Annotated in this window: 16 protein-coding genes; 5 read left to right on the forward strand and 11 right to left on the reverse strand. The window is 56.9% G+C overall.

Annotation, left to right across the window (positions count from 1 at the left end):
• The first annotated feature begins 7 nt into the window (after positions 1 to 7).
• From LNA76_RS11965 to LNA76_RS11975, 3 genes are all read left to right on the forward strand, one after another.
• Entirely contained in the window at positions 8 to 1,462 is a 1,455-nt protein-coding gene (locus LNA76_RS11965; protein WP_094195930.1) for an ABC transporter permease, read from the forward strand.
• Positions 1,459 to 3,144, forward strand: coding sequence for an ABC transporter ATP-binding protein (locus tag LNA76_RS11970; RefSeq protein ID WP_230019141.1), 1,686 nt, complete (start codon positions 1,459 to 1,461; stop codon positions 3,142 to 3,144). Before LNA76_RS11965 ends, LNA76_RS11970 begins: the two co-directional genes overlap by 4 nt.
• A gap of 84 nt (positions 3,145 to 3,228) precedes the next feature.
• Positions 3,229 to 3,705 carry a DUF1178 family protein gene (locus tag LNA76_RS11975; RefSeq protein WP_108727927.1) on the forward strand — a complete coding sequence of 159 codons (477 nt, stop codon included), beginning with the start codon at positions 3,229 to 3,231 and terminating at the stop codon, positions 3,703 to 3,705.
• Here the strand turns inward: LNA76_RS11975 and LNA76_RS11980 are convergent.
• Entirely contained in the window at positions 3,656 to 5,533 is a 1,878-nt protein-coding gene (locus LNA76_RS11980; protein ID WP_230019142.1) for a sigma-54-dependent Fis family transcriptional regulator, read from the reverse strand. The genes LNA76_RS11975 and LNA76_RS11980 overlap by 50 nt on opposite strands.
• A gap of 242 nt (positions 5,534 to 5,775) precedes the next feature.
• Here LNA76_RS11980 and exaC point away from each other — a divergent pair, with 242 nt between their 5' ends.
• A complete protein-coding gene (gene exaC, locus LNA76_RS11985) occupies positions 5,776 to 7,302 on the forward strand; it encodes an acetaldehyde dehydrogenase ExaC (protein ID WP_094195934.1) in 1,527 nt (508 codons plus the stop codon).
• A gap of 134 nt (positions 7,303 to 7,436) precedes the next feature.
• Positions 7,437 to 8,585 carry an iron-containing alcohol dehydrogenase gene (locus LNA76_RS11990; protein WP_125276948.1) on the forward strand — a complete coding sequence of 383 codons (1,149 nt, stop codon included), beginning with the start codon at positions 7,437 to 7,439 and terminating at the stop codon, positions 8,583 to 8,585.
• A gap of 160 nt (positions 8,586 to 8,745) precedes the next feature.
• Here LNA76_RS11990 and efp read toward each other — a convergent pair whose 3' ends face one another.
• The 10 genes from efp to prpC form a co-directional block, all read right to left on the reverse strand.
• Complete coding sequence (efp, locus tag LNA76_RS11995) at positions 8,746 to 9,303, reverse strand: elongation factor P (protein WP_003802564.1); 558 nt, start codon at positions 9,301 to 9,303, stop codon at positions 8,746 to 8,748.
• A gap of 72 nt (positions 9,304 to 9,375) precedes the next feature.
• Positions 9,376 to 10,515 (reverse strand): elongation factor P maturation arginine rhamnosyltransferase EarP, encoded by a 1,140-nt coding sequence (gene earP / locus LNA76_RS12000; protein WP_230019143.1) that lies wholly within the window; start codon positions 10,513 to 10,515, stop codon positions 9,376 to 9,378.
• Between the two features lies 1 nt (position 10,516).
• Entirely contained in the window at positions 10,517 to 11,728 is a 1,212-nt protein-coding gene (locus tag LNA76_RS12005; RefSeq protein ID WP_230019144.1) for a DUF2863 family protein, read from the reverse strand.
• 153 nt (positions 11,729 to 11,881) lie between these two features.
• On the reverse strand, positions 11,882 to 13,804 hold the full coding sequence (locus LNA76_RS12010; protein ID WP_230019145.1) for a TRAP transporter large permease: 1,923 nt from the start codon (positions 13,802 to 13,804) through the stop codon (positions 11,882 to 11,884).
• Positions 13,801 to 14,433, reverse strand: coding sequence for a TRAP transporter small permease subunit (locus LNA76_RS12015; RefSeq protein WP_094195938.1), 633 nt, complete (start codon positions 14,431 to 14,433; stop codon positions 13,801 to 13,803). The genes LNA76_RS12010 and LNA76_RS12015 overlap by 4 nt, the downstream gene beginning before the upstream one ends.
• Before the next feature lie 144 nt (positions 14,434 to 14,577).
• On the reverse strand, positions 14,578 to 15,738 hold the full coding sequence (locus LNA76_RS12020; RefSeq protein WP_108727923.1) for a TRAP transporter substrate-binding protein: 1,161 nt from the start codon (positions 15,736 to 15,738) through the stop codon (positions 14,578 to 14,580).
• A 316-nt stretch (positions 15,739 to 16,054) separates the two neighbouring features.
• Positions 16,055 to 18,640: a bifunctional aconitate hydratase 2/2-methylisocitrate dehydratase gene (acnB, locus tag LNA76_RS12025; protein WP_094195940.1), complete on the reverse strand. Its 2,586-nt coding sequence runs from the start codon at positions 18,638 to 18,640 to the stop codon at positions 16,055 to 16,057.
• 139 nt (positions 18,641 to 18,779) lie between these two features.
• Positions 18,780 to 19,055, reverse strand: a complete 276-nt coding sequence (locus LNA76_RS12030; RefSeq protein WP_094198281.1) for a GNAT family N-acetyltransferase — start codon at positions 19,053 to 19,055, stop codon at positions 18,780 to 18,782.
• Positions 19,056 to 19,066: 11 nt separating this feature from the next.
• On the reverse strand, positions 19,067 to 19,468 hold the full coding sequence (locus LNA76_RS12035; RefSeq protein ID WP_094195941.1) for a hypothetical protein: 402 nt from the start codon (positions 19,466 to 19,468) through the stop codon (positions 19,067 to 19,069).
• A gap of 88 nt (positions 19,469 to 19,556) precedes the next feature.
• On the reverse strand, positions 19,557 to 20,720 hold the full coding sequence (gene prpC, locus LNA76_RS12040) for a bifunctional 2-methylcitrate synthase/citrate synthase (RefSeq protein WP_094195942.1): 1,164 nt from the start codon (positions 20,718 to 20,720) through the stop codon (positions 19,557 to 19,559).
• Between the last annotated feature and the right edge of the window lie 74 nt (positions 20,721 to 20,794).

Here is a 20,794-nt window from a genome sequence, read left to right on the forward strand (position 1 = left end):
GCCCGCCATGCCACAGTTCGTCTTTCTCTGGACCGATACCTTTGTGCTGGCACTGTTTCTGGCCATGGCGGTCTATACCTGGCGTGTCGTCAAGCGTCCCGCCTTGCGCTCGGCCTGGGCCAGTGTGGCACGTACGCCATCGGCCATGTGTGCCGCTGTTTTTCTGGTCTTTTTTCTGCTGCTTGGTCTGCTGGACTCCATTCACTATCGGCCGCTTTTGCCAGCGGCCCCGGGGCAGGAGGCCAGCACACCCAGTTATGCGCCTGTAGCTCGTTCGGCACTGGATGATGTTTTGAAAGCGGCGGGTCTGACAAAAGTTGAAAAGACGTATTCGGCTCCCTTGGCCCGCTTTCAGTTGACCAAGGAAAGCATGTTGATTGACGGCAAGCCCGTGCGCGACTTCCCGCGCCTGGTCAATGCCGGGGTTGGGATGGACACGCCTCAGGAGCACCGACAGGACCTTCTCCGACTCAGTCTGAAAGGCCTGTCTTGGGGGCTGCTGGCCAGTGTGGTGCTGGCTTTCTTGTTGACGCTTTGGGGGCGCAAGCAATCGATGGAAGCAGGCTGGGGGGCGGCATGGCGTTATTGGTGGCAGGGGCAGGGTTTGGTGAATTGGCGGCTTGTCTGGTTCAGCGCTTGCGCACTGGTGATACTGCTGTGTCTGGTTCTGAGCCTGAGCACGAATTACTACGTGCTGGGTACGGACCGCACAGGTAACGACATCATCTGGCAAGCCTTGAAAAGCGTGCGTACCGCGTTGGTGATTGGCACCTTGACCACCTTTGCCATGCTGCCGCCTGCCATTATCCTGGGCTTGGCCGCCGGATACTTCCGGGGCTGGGTCGATGATGTCATTCAATACATTTACACCACGCTGACCTCCATTCCCGGCGTCTTGTTGATTGCCGCCTGCGTGTTGATGATGCAAGTTTATATCGACACCCATCCCGATAGCTTCGACACCGTGGCTGCCCGTGCCGACCTGCGTTTGTTCATGTTGTGTCTGATTCTGGGCCTGACCGGCTGGGCGGGCCTGTGCCGCCTGCTGCGTGCCGAGGTGTTGAAACTGCGCGAGCTGGACTATGTGCAGGCCGCTCAGGCTTTTGGCGTAGGCCATTTGCGCATCATGTTTCGTCACCTCCTGCCCAATGTGATGCACATTGTGCTGATCACTCTGATTCTGGAGTTCTCCGGTCTGGTGCTGTACGAGGCGGTGCTGTCCTATCTGGGCATAGGCGTGGACCCCAGCATGCCTTCCTTTGGACGCATGATTGATGCCGCCCGCAGCGAACTGTCCCGCGACCCGATTATCTGGTGGGGTTTGGCCGGGGCTTTTGTGATGATGCTGGGGCTGGTTCTGTCCGCGAACATTTTTGCCGATGCGGTGCAAACGGCTTTTGATCCTCGTACCCGCCGATTCAAGACGTTGCGAGTCCGTCGCCCAGGAGGAGCCAAAGTATGAGTGAGCTTGAGAACGACTGCGCCGTGAAGCCCTCTACAACGCCTGCCGTGCTCAATATCGAGGGCTTGGAACTGCGCGTGCAGTCTGATGCCGGTGTGCAAAGCGTGGTACGCAATCTGTCTTTGGCTGTGCAGCGTGGTGAAACCTTTGCCTTGGTGGGGGAGTCCGGCTGCGGCAAAAGCATGACAGCGATGGCGATCCTGCGTCTCTTGCCGGAAGCTGCCTGGATGCAGTCCGGTCACATTGCCTTGGATGGACTGGAGTTGCCGCCTTTGCCTGAGCAACACATGCAGGATGTGCGCGGCAAACGCATCAGTGTGATTTTTCAGGAGCCGTCCACCAGCCTGAATCCGGTCATGTCCATTGGCCGGCAGATCAGCGAGGTGATTCGTCGTCATGCTGTAGCTCCTGCGGGGCAGGAAAGGGCAAGGGCTATCCAATGGCTGGAGCGTGTCGGCATCCCCGGTGCTGCCCAGCGCTACGATGATTTTCCGTTCCAGTTTTCCGGTGGCCAGAAGCAACGCATCATGATTGCGATTGCCTTGGCGGCAGAGCCCGATTTGCTGGTGGCCGATGAGCCAACTACTGCGCTGGATGTGACGGTTCAGGCACAGATTTTGCAGTTGCTGGCCGATATACAGAAAGAGATGGGCCTGGCTATTTTGCTGATTACGCACGACTTGCTGCTGGTGAAGCAATACGCCGACTATGTGGCCTTGATGCGGCACGGGCAAATTGTGGAAGCCGGGTTGGCCAGCCAGTTCTTTCTGCGTCCCAGCCATCCGTATGCTCGTGAATTGCTCGATGCCATTCCCACTTTTGAAAAACGTGGGCAGCCCTTGTCCCGCGCCATTGCGCCTATTGAAGCCGTAGCGCCGCGCAGTAGCGGCAAAGAGCTGGTTCTGGATATTCAGAACCTGTCTGTGTCCTACAAACAGGCCGGTTCCTGGTGGCGACGCTTGCCCGTAATCCCCGTGGTCAAAGACTTGAGTCTGCAACTGCACAAGGGCGAAACCCTGGCTTTGGTTGGTGAATCGGGTTGCGGTAAAAGCACGGTTGCACGTACCTTGATGCGTTTGCTGGATCACCAGGCGCAGATCAGTGGTCAGGTGCACATGCAGGGGCAGAATATTCTGCAAGTAAAAGGCAAGGCCTTGCGGCAATTGCGCTCACGTCTGCAGATCATTTTTCAGGACCCATATGGATCGTTGGACCCGCGCATGATGGTGGGCGATATTCTCTTGGAAGGCCTGACTGCCTTGCGCCCCGAGCTGGATGCCAAGGCGCGTCGCAAACGAATTGAAACGTTGGTGGAGCAAGTCGGTCTACCCAAGAACGCCCTGGATCGTTACGCGCATGAGTTCTCAGGTGGACAACGCCAGCGCATTGCGATTGCGCGCGCCTTGGCGGTTGAACCTGCCGTTCTGATTTGCGATGAACCGACCTCGGCCCTGGACGTGTCCGTGCAGGCGCAGATTCTGGATTTGATGCGTGAATTGCAAATGGAGCTGGGGTTAGCTTATTTGTTCATTACCCATAATTTCGGGGTTGTGGAGTATCTAGCCGATCGAATTGCTATTATGGCCAAGGGGTGTATCGTAGAGCAGGGCAGTGCGCAGCAGGTTCTGTTCCATCCACAGGAAGAGTTGACGCAGCGTCTGCTGGCCGCTGTGCCCCGTTAAGCCGCGCATGCCGTACTTGCCATAATTGGTTCGCCACTTCCATGTCACAATATGGCGGTTTATTCGCCCATTGATATACACATTATGAGCTTGAAGGTTTTTGATCTTGAGTGTGAACACGGCCATGTGTTCGAGGGTTGGTTTAGCTCACGCGAAAGTTACGATGAGCAGATCAGTCGTGGGCTGTTGTGTTGCCCCGTCTGCAACAGCCATGAGGTCAAACGCAAACTGTCGGCTCCACGTATCAATGTGGGTGCGCAAGAAAGCAGCACCGCTTCTGACTCTGCTCCCGTTCCGCCGCCTTTGCCCTCAACCATGCCCACCGAAGAGCAAATGCGGGTGATTCAAGGCCAGCTCTTGCAGGAGCTACGCTCGGTGATACGCAAGTCGGATAATGTGGGCACCCAGTTTGCCCAGGAAGCACGCCGTATGCACGAAGGCGATATTGAACCGCGTGCCATCCGCGGTCAGGCCACGGCGCAGGAGTATCAGGAACTGGCCGACGACGGCATTATTGCCATGCCGATTCCTGACTTTCTGGATGATGACCGCTTGCAGTAATGAGCGGCGACATTTCTTTCAGTCTGCGATGCAAGGTGCTGCGATGCAGCCCCAAGGCGCGCGCCGCTTGTGAAATATTTCCCTGATGTTGTTCCAAAGCCTGCTGCACAGCGGCGTATTCCTGTTCCTTCAGGGTTTGTGGCTTGGGGACGGCAGGGGGGCTTGTTTTCGTGATATTTCGGGCTGCTGGGGCGTCTGGCTCTTGAGCCAGCAGCGGATGCTCGACATGTAAACATGGCAGGGCAGGCAGATCCTGAGCCAACCACAGACGCCCAGGAGAATCTTGCACAATGATTTGCAGCAGTACCGATCGCAGCTGGCGATAATTACCCGGCCAGTCGTAGTTCTGCAGTGTTTGCAAGGCGTCGGGATGGAGCTGGGGTGCCATCTGGCCTTGTGCCAGAACGGCCAGCTCTCTGGAAATATAATCGCCCAGATCGTTGCGCTCTCTAAGACTGGGGACTGTGCAGACATAGTCTTGCAGCCGGAAGTACAAGTCAGCACGGAAGCGGCCATCACGTACCAGTTTTTCCAGCGGCTGATGGCTGGCACTGATCAACTGGAAGTCTAGACGGTGTGTGCGCTCCGAACCCAGTGCCTGAACTTCGCGTTCTTGCAGAACCCGCAGCAGACGGCTTTGCAAAGTGACCGGCATATCACCAATTTCATCCAGAAACAGCACACCGCCGTGTGCTTGACGCAATTTGCCGGCATAACCCTGACGACGCGCACCGGTAAATGCACCGGCTTCATAGCCAAACAGCTCGGCTTCAATCAGGGTTTCGGGCAGGGCGGCGCAGTTAATTGCCACAAAAGGGCCGGACTGCGACTGGCGGCGGCGATGCAGTTCACGTGCCATACGCTCCTTGCCGGAGCCACTGGGGCCACTTAGCAAGATGGACAAGCCCATTTGCATGGCCCGCAACGCTGGTTCCAGCGCCTTTTCCTGCTGTGGAGACAACTGAGTTGTGTCTGCTGTCTCCGTTTGAACGTGTACCGCGCGGGCGGGGGCCGGGGCTTTAGTTGCCGTGCTCAGGTGTAGCGTGACAGGCTGACTTGTGCTTTTCGCCTGCTCCAGTACCGAACGTAAATCCTGGCCGGGCAGCTCCTGCCAGTCCTGGCGCAACATGCGGGCGGCCAGCTCATCGGCGGCCACAATCATGTCGTCTTCCAGAACCAGTCGACCACTGAAAGCGCTATTGAGCAGGCCAGGGTCGGTATGTAGATGCAGCAGGCGGCGGGATGGCGTGCACAGCGACTCCAGCATTTGGCGGCTGATCTGGCGGGCGTACAACTGCGCCAAATCCAGGGCGTAGTGATGCTCCAGCTCTGAAGGCCCGGAAATATCCAGCACCCCAATAATCTGACCATAAGGGTCATAAATGGGGGCGGCGTGGCAGCTTAGAATCCGGTTGTCAGGCAAATAGTGCTGACTGCCGTGAATCTTGATGGGCTGTGCGCAGAACAGGGCGGTGCCTATGGCATTGGTGCCGCGATGGTTCTCGGCCCAGCTTACACCCGCACGCAAGGCAACCTGCTCGGCCCGTTGCAGAAAATGCGGATCGCCCGCTTGTTGTAACACCGTGCCTTGGGCGTCGCACAATAAAACCAGACTGCGATGCGGATGCACCAGCGCGGCCAAATCCTGTACGGCTGCCGAAGAGTGATGCAATAAGTGATGCTGCTGTTCCAGCAACTGTCGCAGCGCACCTTGGCTCATGTCTCTGGGCTCTGCACTTAAGTCCGACTCCATCGTTTGGCAGCGCTCCCAGGATTGACGCCACATGGTTTCGTTGGTTTGCGGGCAAAACGCGTGTAGAGAAGTCATGAATGTGCTCCGGGAGGGGTGTCGCATCCTGCGACAGTGCTCACTTTTTGCGACAGTCGCTGTCGCAGCCTGCGACTGGAGGTTGTTCCATTATGGAGGCGGGCGGGCTTAGGATCGAGTCGGGACAATCGCTAGCTAGTTTGGCACGTTATTTGCTTTAGTTAAATCAGGATAAAGGCACCCCTAACCTTTCCCTGCGGTGTACGTCTGGTGACACCGAACTAAATCAATAAGGAGACATCATGAATCTGTCCGATCTCAAATCCATGGGCCTGGATCTGGAATTTCCCTTCAAGTCCCGTTACGACAACTACATTGGTGGACGTTGGGTGCCGCCGGTCGAGGGTGAGTATTTCGATAACGTCTCCCCCGTTACCGGGCAGGTGTTTTGCCAGGTCGCCCGCTCGGGTGCCGCCGATATCGACCTGGCGCTGGATGCCGCGCACAAGGTACGACACCAGTGGGCCAATACTGCGCCTGCCGAGCGCTCCGCTGTTTTGCTGCGCATTGCCGACCGTATTGAACAAAACCTGGAACGTCTGGCGGTGGCAGAAACCATCGACAACGGTAAACCTATCCGTGAAACCCGCGCGGCTGACTTGCCTTTGGCGGTCGACCATTTCCGCTACTTTGCCGGTTGCCTGCGTGCTCAGGAAGGCAGTCTCTCGGATATCGATGGCACCACGGTTGCTTACCACTTTCACGAGCCTATCGGCGTCGTCGGTCAGATCATCCCCTGGAACTTTCCGCTGTTGATGGCTGCCTGGAAATTGGCACCGGCCCTGGCTGCCGGTTGCCCCATTGTCCTGAAACCCGCCGAGCAAACCCCCGCTTCCATCCTGCTGCTGATGGAAATCATTGGTGACCTGCTACCGGCTGGTGTGCTGAACGTTGTCACCGGCTACGGGAAAGAAGCCGGCCATGCCTTGGCCAACTCCAAGCGTATCGCCAAAATCGCCTTCACCGGCTCCACACCTGTAGGCCGAGAAATCCTGCACGCCGCCGCTGATCGCCTGATCCCCGCGACTGTGGAGCTGGGCGGCAAGAGCCCCAACATCTTCTTTGAAGACGTGATGCAGGCTGATGATGCTTTCCTGGATAAAGCTCTGGAAGGCTTGAGCATGTTCGCCTTGAATCAAGGCGAGATCTGCACATGCCCATCGCGCATTCTGATTCAGGAGTCCATCTACGAACGCTTTATTGAACGCGCCGTTGAGCGAGTCAAACGTATTCAGACTGGCAATCCACTCAATGCCGGGACGATGGTGGGTGCACAGGTTTCCGAGAAGCAGATGGAGCGTATTTTGGGTTACATCAATATCGGTCGTGAGGAGGGCGCACAAGCCCTGACCGGTGGTGAGCGTAATCGTCTGGGCCAGGGCCTGGACAATGGCTATTACATCAGCCCCACGATGCTGCTGGGTAAAAATAGCATGCGTACCTTCCAGGAAGAAATCTTCGGACCCGTGGCCGCAGTGACCACCTTCAAGGACGAAGAAGAAGCCATCGCCATTGCCAACGATACCGAGTTCGGCCTGGGTGCTGGCGTCTGGAGCCGCGACGGCTCGCGTGCCTACCGCGTAGGCCGTGGTGTTGAGGCAGGTCGAGTCTGGACCAACTGCTATCACCTGTATCCTGCTCACGCTGCTTTCGGTGGCTACAAGCAATCCGGCATCGGCCGCGAAACTCACAAGATGGCTCTCAATAACTACCAGCAAACCAAGTGCCTGCTGGTCAGCTACAGCCCGAACGCCCTGGGCTTTTTCTGATCTCTTGATCTATTCGTAGTGCTGTTAGACCTCCCCCCATGCAATATGGGGGGATCCCTTCCTTGCGCGCTTTCAATGCGTATTGCCTTGAAGCGGCAAGGAGCTTCTTCTATCGTTAATTAGGAGTACGCACAATGACTGTCTCTGAGTTTTTCATGACCCCACACAATGTTCTGGGCCCCGGCGCCTTGGATCAGGCTATGCCGATTGTTGGGAGGATGGGCTTCAAAAAGGCCTTGATCATCACAGACTCTGATCTGGCCAAATTAGGTATGGCTAAACTGGTGGCAGACAAGCTGATTGCGCAGGGTATCGATACAGCGATTTTTGATCAGGTACAGCCCAATCCCACCGTAGGTAACGTCAATGCAGGCTTGGAAGCGCTGAAAGCACACGGTGCAGATATGATTGTCTCCCTGGGCGGCGGCTCCTCCCACGACTGTGCCAAAGGTGTGGCCCTGGTTGCCAGTAACGGTGGCAAGATTGCCGACTATGAAGGGGTCGATAAATCCGCCAAGCCGCAACTGCCGCTGCTAGCCATCAATACCACCGCTGGCACAGCGTCAGAGATGACACGCTTTACCATCATTACCGACGAAACCCGCCACGTGAAGATGGCGATCATCGACCGTCACATTACTCCGTTCTTGTCAGTGAATGACTCAGAACTGATGGAAGGCATGCCCGCCTCGCTAACCGCTGCCACCGGCATGGATGCCCTGACTCACGCAGTCGAAGCCTATGTATCGACCATTGCCACTCCCATTACCGACGCCTGTGCGGTGAAAGTTGTCGAGCTGGTTGCTAAATACTTGCCTATCGCGGTGCGTGAGCCACATAACAAAAAAGCCCGTGAACAGATGGCGTATGCCCAGTTTTTGGGAGGGATGGCATTCAATAATGCGTCGCTGGGCTATGTGCATGCCATGGCTCACCAGTTAGGTGGTTTCTACGACCTGCCGCATGGTGTTTGCAATGCCCTGCTGCTGCCGCATGTGCAGGCTTTCAATATGCAAGCGGTAAAAGGGCGTTTGGACGAACTGGGTAAGATATTGTCGGACAACAATCCTGACCTCAAAGGTCTGGATGTGATTGCAGCAATTAAAAAGCTGGCCGATATTGTGGGGATTCCGAAGTCGCTGGAAGAGCTGGGAGTGAAGCGGGAAGATTTCTCAGTTCTGGCTGAGAACGCACTCAAGGATGTGTGTGGAGCGACTAATCCGATTCAGACGGATAAGAAGACGATTGTGGGTATTTTTGAAGAGGCGTTTGGGGCGAGGTAAGAGCTGGCGGACTGAATACTGTGTTCGTTAAAGTTAGTGGTATCAAGTCTGCCGTTGCCCTGCCCAGAAGGCCACTCGGTGAATCTGACACGCAGGAAAAAGGGGCTGTAAAAACAGCCCCTTTTTTGCGCGTACCGCACTGGGCGGCACGACGTCTTTCTTACATCACGCGGCTGCGGTATTCGCCAGTGCGGGTGTCGATTTCGATCTTGTCGCCGATGTTGCAGAACAGAGGCACGCTGATTTCGGTACCTGTGTTGATCTTGGCAGGCTTTAACACTTTACCGGAGGTATCGCCTTTCACAGCAGGTTCGGTGTAGGTGATTTCGCGCACGATGATGGTGGGCAGTTCAACCGAGATGGCACGACCTTCGTAGAAAACGGCCTCAACGGACATGTTTTCTTCCAGGTAGTCCAGAGCGTCGCCCATGCTTTCGGCTTCGATTTCGTACTGGTTGTACTCTTCGTCCATGAAAACATACATGGGGTCAGCGAAGTAGGAGTAAGTGCATTCGCGCTTTTCAAGCTGGACAACTTCAAATTTTTCGTCAGCTTTGTGCACGGCTTCGCTGTTCGAGCCGGTCAGCAGGTTCTTGAACTTCAGTTTGACAACGGCGGAGTTGCGACCGGATTTGTTGTATTCCGTTTTCTGAACGACCAGAGGGTCGCCATTGACCATCGCGACGTTACCAACGCGCAGTTCTTGTGCGGTTTTCATTAAAAAAACTCCGAATGGGACAGGCTCCGCCAAACGCAGTGTCAGGGAGCTTTTAAGAAGTAATCTGTTATTTTAGCGTTTTCGGGCGACTTGGGTGTAAAAACTCAGCAAACTGCTGGCCAAATCGGCTTGTTCAGCCAGTTTTGTACTATATGCACGGGCTTCTTGTTGCCATAGACGCAACACCTGCGGTTCCAGACTGCGGCGCAAGGCGGCGGCAGCACCGGCCTGATCCGCACTGCTCCAGGCCAGATGCAGGGCTTGAACCGGCTCGGGTAGATTGCCGGTATCCAGCCAGGCTTGCAGCTTGTCCAGATGGGCCTGTTCTTCCTGTACGTAGGGCTGCCACAGCATGGGTTGCCCGGCCCAGATGGCACGCACCAGAGAGTCCTCGCCGCGCACGATATTGAGCGCACTGCGCCAGAGCAAGGCATCAAAGTCGGCCTGATTCACAGCGGGGATGCGTTGGGTCAGCAGGTGGCCTTTGGCTAATTCCGGGAGGTGCTGGGCAACGGACTCGGGCACCAGCAGCAGGGTTTTCTGCTGTAGCGAGGACAGCACTTCGGGCAGAGCCAGCACGGGTGCATCGGGATAGCAGAACAAGAACATTTGCTGCATCTCGCCCTGGAGCAGGGCTTGGACGTGTTTCTGCGATACGCCCAGACGGTTCAGCATGGCCTGATAGGCCGTATCGTCCTTCAAGAAGGTGTCACGGCGGGCCAGCAGATCGCTTTCACGCAGCAGGCCCCCTGTTTGCGGGACAAAGCCGGGAAAGAAGAAATATTTGTTCGCCCCACCTGCTTGCGGGGAGGGCAGGCCGTGGCAGCCCTGTACCCAGGGCTCGGCGCTTAGGTAATCCAGATTGATCCACACATGGCTGTCGGCCTTCAGTTGCCGAGTCATGGTCTCGGGCGGTTCGCAGGCAAAGGCCTCGATGACGAAGGGGTGTGGCGCGGGGTAGTCTTGGCGCGCGTCGTGCCAATGTTCGATATCTACACCTTGTAGACGCTGGCTTTGCAGGCTGCTTTGGATTTCGGACTGGATGCGGCTAAAGCTGTGCAGATCATCCACCCACAGGCGTAGCTGGGCGACCTCGGGTCTGGCAGCCAACTGACGGGCCAGCCGCCAGCACACGCCTATATCCCCCAGATTGTCGATAACACGGCAAAACAGGTCTATGGATACAGGCTGGGAAACAGTAGCGGTGTTCAATTTAGTGCAGTTGTACGGGGTCCAGATCGATTTCGTCCGGCAGTTCCGGGTGCTGCATCTCGCCGTTAATGTCCGGAAAGAAAGGCGCGTTGCAATCGTCGCAGGTCTCGGTGGAGTGTAGGCCCGGCAGGCGCTGAATCTGGACCAGGCCCAGGGTACTGAGCAGGGCAGCAATGACGTCCGGGATGTCGACATGGTCATCGCTGTGGAAAGAGGACTCGGCCTCTTCCTGACTTAATACAGGCCAGATACAACCATAAATGACGGTAGGCGAGGAAATGGTGCTAAAGCCCACGCGGTACTCTTCAATCTGCTCTTCACCGCAGGCGACGATGACGGCACGCAGTTGGTCGGGCGAGAGCTTGACCGCCGTTTGCAGCCAGGTGATGCCAGCCTTCAGAGCCAGTGGGCGAATCTCACGGTCCGACTCGCGGTTGTTCATGTAATACGCGTTAGGAGCCAGAAACTGCAGTTGGCAGCCGGTAAACAAAGGCGTGACGATGGCGGAATAACGCGCTACCCATTGTTCGACGCAACGCAGGTGCTCAGCTTGCAGATTGTCGCTGGATTGCTGCCAGCGAAACAGGGCTTGGCCTACCGGAGCCATGACTACGCCAATCAGAAAGCGGGCGTCGGCCAGCAGGCTGCTGGCTTCTTCTGGCTTGTTTACAGGGGCAGGGTCTTGGCTGCGGCCCAAGGCTTGCGCGGTCAGGCTGCGCGTCCACGCGTAGGCTTGCTGATAGGTTTGCGGCATCTCGTCGTAATTGACCAGATTGGGCAGCAGGGCGCACATCGTGCCTTCGGCCAGAACGGTGGCGCGTAAGGACTCTTCCAGTTCCTTGTGCTGTTGGGGCTTGAGTTCGCCTTGGGGTAATTGATAGCGTGTCCAGGCGGTCAGCGGAGCTGAAAACAGCAAGGCGTCGTACAACACACCTTCATGCTCGATTTGCTGACATTCGGCGTGGGACTCGGCCAGTTCCATTAAAATTTCGTAATGCTGACTTTGCTGTTGGCTGCCCAGCAGTTCCAGCGTCTGTTCAACAGCCGTATTACGTCGTCCGCTATAGAGCTTGTCCAGCAATTTGGCGGTCAGCCCTTGCCAGTAGCGGTCTTCGATCTGCGAGCCAGAACGAACCAGCGCGTCCGTGTAATTGAGCAGCCGCTGGATTTCTTTGGGTTGTTGGGCGAGCAGTTTGGAGTTGAGTTGCGACATGGACATACAAAACCGGTAGAGGGACAGCTTAGTTTACCCTTTGCTACGACCGGGGTGTGTGAATGAGGGAAGCTCCCTAGAAAGGAGCGTGAGGCAAAAAACCGCCGCATCCGGAAATGCGGCGGCTTCTGTTGTGATGCGACTTGGCTGAGATCAGTACAGTACCCTGGGCAGCCAGAGGCCGATGTCAGGGAACAGGTACAGGACGATAATCGCCAGGATCTGGATCCCCATGAAGGGCAGCATGCCCAGGAAAATCTGGTTCAGGGTGACATGGGGTGGCGAGACGCCTTTCAGGTAGAAGGCCGACATGGCAACCGGCGGCGACAGAAATGCCGTCTGCAGGTTCAGTGCGACCAGCAGACCGAAGAACAGCGGATCGATCTGGTAGTGCGCCAGCAGCGGCAGGAAAATGGGCATGAAGATAATGATGATCTCCGTCCATTCCAGTGGCCAGCCCAGCAGGAAAATAACAACTTGAGCCAGGATCATGAACTGGATGGGCGTCAGATCCATCGACAGCACCCAGTTATTGATCAGTTCTTGGCCGCCCAGCAAGGCGAAGGCGGCCGAGAAGATACTGGAGCCGACGAACAGCCAGCAGACCATGGCACTGGTCTTGGCGCTGAGGTACACCGATTCGCGCACCATGGAAAAGTTCAAGCGGCGATAGGCGAAGGCCAGCAGGATGCCGCCCAAGGCACCCAAGGCCGCCGCCTCGGTGGGGGTACAAAGGCCGACGATGATACTGCCCAGCACGGCAAGAATCAGCATGGTCAGCGGAAAGAAAGAGCTGAGCAGCATCTTGAAAATTTCCAGCCGAGCGAAATTCAGCATGGCGTAGTAGAACAGCAAGGCCAGACTGCCCACGATCAGAAAGATCCAGAAGGTCATCGGCGCAGCCTGGCGCTCTGCTGTCCTGGCTTCTTCGGTGGCTGCTGCCTGCGGGGCGGGAGCCTCTGTACCCAGCTCGTTTGTACCCAGCGAAACGAGTGGCTCACTACCTTCGGGTTCGGACAGACCGCCAGCCCCCGGAGGTTCTGCCAGCCCGCCGCCACTGTAGTCATTGTCGAAACTACTGAAACCGCCGCCCATTTCCTGCAGCTCGTAGTGCTCGGCGGTCTTGGGCGCGGTGACCGATTGATAGCTAAAGCCCATGACAGCGAGGAAGATTGCAGCGGGCAGCAGGGCGACTGCCAGATTTTTTAACAGCAGCTTCATGGGTATATCGACATTGCGAGGCCCCTTCATGGCGCTGATCAGGCCGGGCACAGCACGGTCCGTGATGGTTTCTTTGATGGTTTGCGCGAAGGCGGGCAGTGGCACAATGCGGTCTTCCGCCGAAAGAGGGGGCGCGACGCTGGGCTTGAGCTTGGCCAGGATGATCACGTACAGCACGTACATTACGGCCAGCAAGAGGCCTGGGAAGAAGGCCCCAGCATACAGTTTCACGACCGAGACACCGGCGACAGCGCCATACAGGATTAGCAGCACGGAGGGGGGCAGCAAAATACCCAGGCAGCCTCCCGCAGTAATGGAGCCGGCTGTCAGTTGTACGCTGTAGCCCGCCCGCAGCATCGCGGGCATGGCCAGCAACCCCATCAGAGTCACCACCGCACCTACAATGCCAGTGGCTGTGGCAAAGATGGCGCAGGTGGCAATAGTGGCCACCGCCAGCGAACCAGGGATTCGTGCCATGGCCAGGTGCATGCCCTGGAACAGGCTCTGGATCAGATTTGCGCGTTCAACCAGATAGCCCATGAAGATGAACAGGGGCACCGCAATCAGGACATCGTTGGTCATGACGGCGTAGGTGCGCAGAACCATTAGGTCCAGGGTCTGCTGGATAGCTTGCTGTGTGCCCATGTTGCGGTACGCAAGCCAGGTAAAGATCACTCCCATCCCCATCAGCGTAAAGGCTGTGGGAAAGCCCAGCATGATGGTGACGACAATCAGGGCCAGCATGAGCAGGCCCAAATGACCATTGGTCATGTCCGCAGGTGCCGGCATGAACACGGCAATGCTCAGAACAATGCCGATCAGGATGGTAAGCCCGAACCAGATTTCTTTTCTCATGTCGGACTCCCTTTTTTGCCGCCGACTTTGACAAAGGCATCCAGTTTTTTAATATCGTCGCTGTTGACGTCCACCATGTCCATGAGCTTGTCCACATCGACTTCTTCAACGTCCTTGTCGCGCGAAGGCCATTTCCCGTCCCGCAGACAGCGTACGCAGTACACCATTTCCACAAAGCTTTGCAGTAGAAGGCACAAGCCTGCCAGCGGGATGATGGCTTTGAACGGGTAGATGGGCGGTCCGTTGGCCGTAATGTTCGAGTGCTCCATGATGGCCCACGACTCGGCAGCGAAGTAGTAGCCGGCCCAGAACATGGCGACCACACCGGGAATAAAAAACAGGATGTACAGGACCAAGTCCAGGCCCGCCTGCAGGCGGGGCGGGAAAAAACCGTACAGCACATCCCCACGGACATGGCCGTTCTTGGAGAGCGTATAGGCACCGGCCATCATAAACAGGCTGCCATACAGCATGTTCATCATGTCAAAGGCCCAGGCGTGCGGGTTGGATAAAACGTATCGAGAGAAAACCTCGAAGGAAACGAACAGGGTCAATGCCAGGATTAGCCAGCCGAACAACTGGCCTATCCACGTATTGAACCGGTCGATAAAGGCCAGGATTTTCTGCATGGTCGGGTCACCTTGCTGGCGCGGAAAGGGTCTGATGTGTGTCGACTGCGGCTTTGGGCGCGGCCGGCCTGGAGTCAGGGAGGAGACGTCATCCACATCCGAGTAGACGGGATGACGCGGTACGATTGCCGATAGGAGCTAGCTTTAGGCTTGGGGGGCCTTGCGGCCGAAGTAGTGGTTGTAGGCCATACGACGGTTATTGTTGGTGTCCATGTCCCACGCCATGGCACGTGCCGCGAATGCGCGTTGCGACGCGTCGATTTCCTTGAAGAGGGGGTTGGTCTCCGCCTTTTTGGCGATGATCTGGTCCCAAACAACCAGTTGTTGCTGCAAGATGGCGTCGGGCGTTTTGTAAAATTTGACGCCGTCTTCCTTTTGCAGGCGCTGGTAGTCTTGCGAGTAACGGTCAACCGCCTTCCAGGACATGTCGGCCGATGAGGCCTCGACCGCGTTGTCGACAATGGCTTTCAGTTGTGTCGGCAAGGCGTTGTACTTGTCCTTGTTGAACATGATCTCGAAGGTTTCGGAGGCCTGGTGAAAGCTTTGCAGCATGCAGACCTTGGACACGTCCGGAAAACCCAGGGCGCGGTCTGATGCGGCATTGTTGAACTCGGCACCATCGAGCAGGCCGCGGTCCAGGGCGGGGACAATTTCACCGCCTGGCAGCGCGTTGACGGCAGCCCCCATTTCGGTGAACAGGTCGATAGCCAGGCCATTGGTACGGAATTTCAGGCCCTTGAGGTCTTCGGTCTTGGCGATGGGTTTTTTGAACCAGCCGAACGGTTGTGTGGGCATCGGGCCGGTCAGGAACGAGACGACATTGCCACCGATGGCATCGTACAGCTTGGCCAGCAACTCCTTGCCGCCACCGTATTTGTGCCATGCCAGCACCATATTGGCGTCCATGCCGAAGGCCGGACCAGACGAAAATAAAGCCAGGGCATTTTGCTTGCCGTAGTTGTAACCCAGTACGCCGTGGCCGCCGTCCAGCGTTCCCTTGGAGACGGCATCCAGCAGGCCAAAGGCCGGTACCACTGCCCCGGCGGGCAAGACTTCGATTTTCAGGTCTCCACCGGTCATATCATTGATTTTCTTGGCAAAATCGAGGGCGAATTCGTGGAAGATGTCGACGGTGGGCCAAGTGCTTTGAAAGCGGAAGTTGATGGGACCCTGCGCGCGAGCGATGGCAGGAAAGCCCATCGTTGCTGCAGCCGCGGTGCCGACTGCCGCACCGCCCAGGAACTTGCGCCGAGATGCGCCAGTGTGTTCGTGTGGCGCGGTGCTTTTTTTGATCCTGTTTCTCATGAGGTGTGTCTCCGAAGTGGCTGTAAGCGTTCGAGAGCAAACTGCAGCAATCCGATACTGTTTTTCAGCTTTTCTTCAGTTTGCTTTCAGCTTTATAGGCGATTCAAACGCCAGACGTACATAAGGAGTAACCACAATGATAATAGGGGTATACCCGTGGGCAGCCAATCGTGCATATGTGCACGGCCAACGTCGGCTGACGCTTGATACCCAGGCTTTTTTGTCTGTGTCTTGACAGGGGGATCATTTCAAAGGGGCAAAGAAAAACGCCTTCGCCGCATGAAGCGGCGAAGGCGTTTTTTGCAAGCGCTAGGGCTTACAGACCTACGGAGTCAGCAATTTCCTTGAACTCTTCGATCTGGTCGAAGTTCATGTAGCGATAGATGTCTTCGCTATTGGCTTGCAGGACACCCATGTCGGCCAGGTACTCTTCGCGGGTCGGGATGCGACCCAGACGCGAGCAGATGGCGGCCAGTTCAGCCGAACCCAGGAACACATTGGTGTTCTTGCCCAGACGGTTGGGGAAGTTACGGGTACTGGTGGACATGACGGTGGCGCCTTCGCGAACCTGTGCCTGGTTACCCATGCACAGCGAGCAACCGGGCATTTCCATACGAGCACCAGCCACGCCCAGAACGCCGTAGTGGCCTTCTTCGCTCAACTGTTGCTGGTCCATCTTGGTCGGAGGAGCGACCCACAGACGGGTTGGAATGTCGCGCTTGCCTTCCAGCAGCTTGGAGGCAGCACGGAAGTGACCGATGTTGGTCATGCAGCTACCGATAAACACTTCGTCGATCACGGTGCCGGACACGTCGGACATGGTTTTCACGTCGTCAGGGTCGTTGGGGCAAGCGACGATAGGTTCGTGGATTTCAGCCAGGTCGATGTCGATAACAGCCGCGTACTCAGCGTCTGCATCGGGTTCCAGCAGCTCAGGGTTGGCCAGCCAGGCTTCCATGTTCTTGATACGACGCGAGATAGTGCGCTCGTCCTCGTAGCCATTGGCAATCATCCACTTGAGCAGCGTGATGTTGCTGTTCAGGTATTCGATGATGGGCTCTTTGTTCAGACGAACGGTACATGCAGCGGCGGAACGCTCAGCCGACGCGTCGGACAGCTCGAAAGCCTGTTCGATCTTCAGGTTAGGCAGACCTTCGATTTCCAGGATGCGACCGGAGAAGATGTTCTTCTTGCCGGCTTTTTCCACGGTCAGCAAGCCTTGCTTGATGGCGTACAGAGGAATGGCGTTAACCAGGTCACGCAGCGTGACGCCGGGCTGCATTTCGCCCTTGAAGCGCACCAGTACGGATTCTGGCATGTCCAGAGGCATCACACCGGTAGCCGCAGCAAAGGCCACCAGACCGGAACCGGCGGGGAAGCTGATGCCGATAGGGAAACGGGTGTGCGAGTCGCCACCAGTTCCCACGGTATCGGGCAACAACATGCGGTTCAACCAGGAGTGGATGATACCGTCGCCTGGACGCAGGGAAACACCACCACGCGTGCTGATGAAAGCAGGCAGTTCGTGGTGAGTTTTAACGTCCACAGGTTTGGGGTAAGCGGCGGTGTGGCAGAAGGACTGCATCACCAGATCGGACGAGAAACCCAGGCAAGCCAGGTCTTTCAGTTCGTCGCGAGTCATTGGGCCTGTGGTGTCCTGGCTGCCAACGGTGGTCATGCGTGGTTCGCAGTAAGTACCGGGGCGCACGCCTTGACCTTCAGGCAGGCCGCAAGCACGGCCAACCATCTTCTGGGCCAGGGAGAAGCCTTTACCGGAGTCGGCAGGGCTTTGTGGCAGGCGGAACAGGGTGGTTGGGGGCAGACCCAGTGCTTCACGAGCACGGGTGGTCAGGCCACGGCCAATAATCAGGGGAATACGGCCACCAGCACGCACTTCGTCGAACAGCACGTCGGACTTGACCTGGAATTCGGAGATCAGTTCGCCATTTTTGAAGGCTTTGCCTTCGTAGGGACGCAGCTCAACCACGTCGCCCATTTCCATGTTGGAAACGTCCAGCTCGATAGGCAAGGCACCGGCATCTTCCATTGTGTTGTAGAAGATAGGAGCAATCTTGCTGCCCAGACACACGCCACCAAAGCGCTTGTTGGGAACGAAAGGAATGTCTTGGCCGGTGAACCACAACACGGAGTTGGTAGCCGATTTACGCGAAGAGCCGGTACCGACCACGTCGCCTACGTAGGCAACCAGGTGGCCCTTTTCTTTCAGGGATTCGATAAAGCTGACAGGGCCTTTCTTGCCGGGCTCTTCAGGTTCGATACCTGGGCGTGGGTTCTTCAGCATGGCCAGCGCGTGCAGCGGAATGTCCGGGCGGCTCCAGGCGTCAGGGGCGGGGGACAGATCGTCCGTGTTGGTCTCGCCGGTGACTTTGAAAACAGTGACGGTCAGGCTTTCGGGGACTTCAGGACGGCTGGTGAACCACTCGCCGTCGGCCCAGCTTTGCAGCACTTCTTTTGCAAAGGCATTGCCCTTTTCGGCTTTTTCCTGGACGTCGTGGAACGAGTCAAACATCAACAGGGTGTTTTTCAGACCGTTGGCAGCGATCTGGCCCAGTTCGGGCGAATCCAGCAGATCGATCAGAGGGCTGATGTTGTAGCCACCCAGCATGGTTCCCAGCAGCTCAGTGGCACGCTCGCGGCTGATCAAGGCACAGGTTTCTGTGCCCAGCGCGATAGCGGCCAGGTAAGAGGCTTTGACTTTGGCAGCATCGTCTACACCGGCGGGGACGCGGTGCGTCAGCAGGTCGACCAGAAATGCTTCCTCACCGGCAGGTGGGTTCTTGATGAGCTCGATCAGCTCGGCGGTCTGCTGAGCTGACAAAGGCAGCGGGGGAATGCCCAGAGCAGCGCGCTCGGCAACATGTTCGCGGTAAGAGTCCAGCATAGTGCGGGTGCCTATCGGTAAATGGTTGATATGAAAATGCAATAAATCGCGTGTTGCCCCAATTGTAATTTGAAGCGCACAGCGAAGCAATGGTCTTATATCTTATATAAGACTTGCGAAAGGCTGAATATTGCTGGGTTCAGGCCTGCAAGTCGGCGTATTCAGGGTGGCGGCGTAGATAGACCACGGCATAGCTGCAAATCGGGCGTACTTTCCACTGTTGGTTTTTCGCCGTCTCCAGTGCAAAGCGGGTCAGTTGCCCTGCAATGCCGCGGCCTTCCAGTTCGGGTGGCACGCGCGTATGGGTGATGCTCATGATGGCATCATCCAGTTCGTATTCGATCACGCTGCGCAGGTTTTCAACATCGCAGTAAAACAGATGTGCTTGCGGGTCGTGGTGGATCTCGGTGGTCAAGGCGGGCTCCTTCAAGTGGGGTTGGAGTGCAGGGCGATTAGAATCCAAACGGCCAGCATGCTGATCATGCCCAGAAAGCAACCGCCCCACAGTCCCATCAGGGGCCATTTGACGCCCATGGGAACCTCGTCGGGCTGGACGTGCCTGAGCAAACGGTTGGCATTGCCAAACAGCGAGCTTTGGCGTTTGGGAAAATTCAGCCGTAAAAAATAATCCAGCAGTATGCCGGCCTTCAGGGGGAAACTGAGTTTTTCCCAGGGGTACTGGTCCAGATAAGGGTGGCGTAGCACCTGGTTGCTGCGGCGCAGATTGAACAGCAATAAATAAGCACCGGACACTAGTGTGGTCAGGGCACAGGCAATCATCAGAGTGCCGGCTAGCGGCAGGGCGTAGCGTACAAATTCAGAGAGCATGGAAGTCACCAGCAAGACGGCCCCGCGTGCGTAATGCAGCGGGGCCGTGAGTTAGATCACAGGCGAATAATAGCCCAGGATCTGTGACTTATGGGCGCTGGTCCAGAGGCACAAAGCTTTGGTTTTCAGGGCCAATGTAGTTGGCGGTAGGACGAATAATCTTGTTGTCCACGCGCTGCTCAATCACGTGAGCCGCCCAGCCAGCCGTACGCGCGATCACGAACAAAGGCGTGAACATGGCGGTAGGCACGCCCATGGTGTGGTAGGACACGGCCGAGAACCAGTCCAGGTTGGGGAACATTTTTTTCACTTCCCACATCACGCTTTCCAGACGTTCGGCAATGTCGTACATGCGGGTGTTGCCATCGGCCACGGCCAGCTCTTTGGCCACCGATTTGATGACTTCGTTGCGTGGGTCGGAGATGGTGTAGACGGGGTGACCGAAGCCAATAATGACTTCCTTGTTTTCCACGCGCTTGCGGATGTCTTCTTCAGCCTGGTCAGGTGTCTCGTAGCGCTTCTGGATTTCAAAAGCCACTTCGTTGGCACCGCCGTGCTTGGGACCGCGCAGAGCGCCGATCGCACCGGCAATCGCGGAGTAGAAGTCCGAACCCGTACCGGCGATCACGCGGCTGGTAAAGGTGGAGGCGTTGAACTCGTGCTCGGCGTACAGGTTCAGCGACACATGCATGGCTTTTTCCCACTCGGCCGAGGGCTTTTCGCCATGCAGCAGGTGCAGGAAGTGCGCGCCGATGCTGTCATCGTCGGTTTGCACATCAATCATTTCGCCGTTGTGGCTGTAGTGGTACCAGTACAGCAGGGCTGAACCCAGGCAAGCCATCAGACGGTCGGCAATGTCGCGCGCGTCGGGCAGGTTGTGGTCGTCTTTTTCAGGCAGCACGCAGCCCAGAACCGATACGGCGGTGCGCATCACGTCCATGGGGTGGCTGTGGGCAGGCAGGGTTTCCAGAGCGGTTTGCAGGGCCAGGGGCAGGCCGCGCAGGCGCTTGAGCTTTTGCTTGTACGCGCGCAGTTCGTCGCGGTTGGGCAATTTGCCGTGAATCAGCAAATGCGCCACTTCCTCAAATTCGCAAGCCTGGGCCAGATCCAAGATATCGTAGCCGCGGTAGTGCAGATCATTGCCACTGCGACCGACCGTGCACAAGGCGGTATTGCCTGCCACAACGCCAGACAGGGCAACAGATTTCTTGGGCTTGAAGCCAGTGCTAGGGGTGTTCTCAGTACTGCTCATAAAGGTCTCCTGGTTGCTGGGCAGCCAGCACGAGGCTGGCTGCTAAATGGGGTTTTACCCGCGTAAAGGCCCTG

The sequence above is a fragment of the Alcaligenes sp. MMA genome (genome assembly GCF_020907215.1).
Classification (GTDB): Bacteria; Pseudomonadota; Gammaproteobacteria; order Burkholderiales; family Burkholderiaceae_B; genus Alcaligenes; species Alcaligenes aquatilis.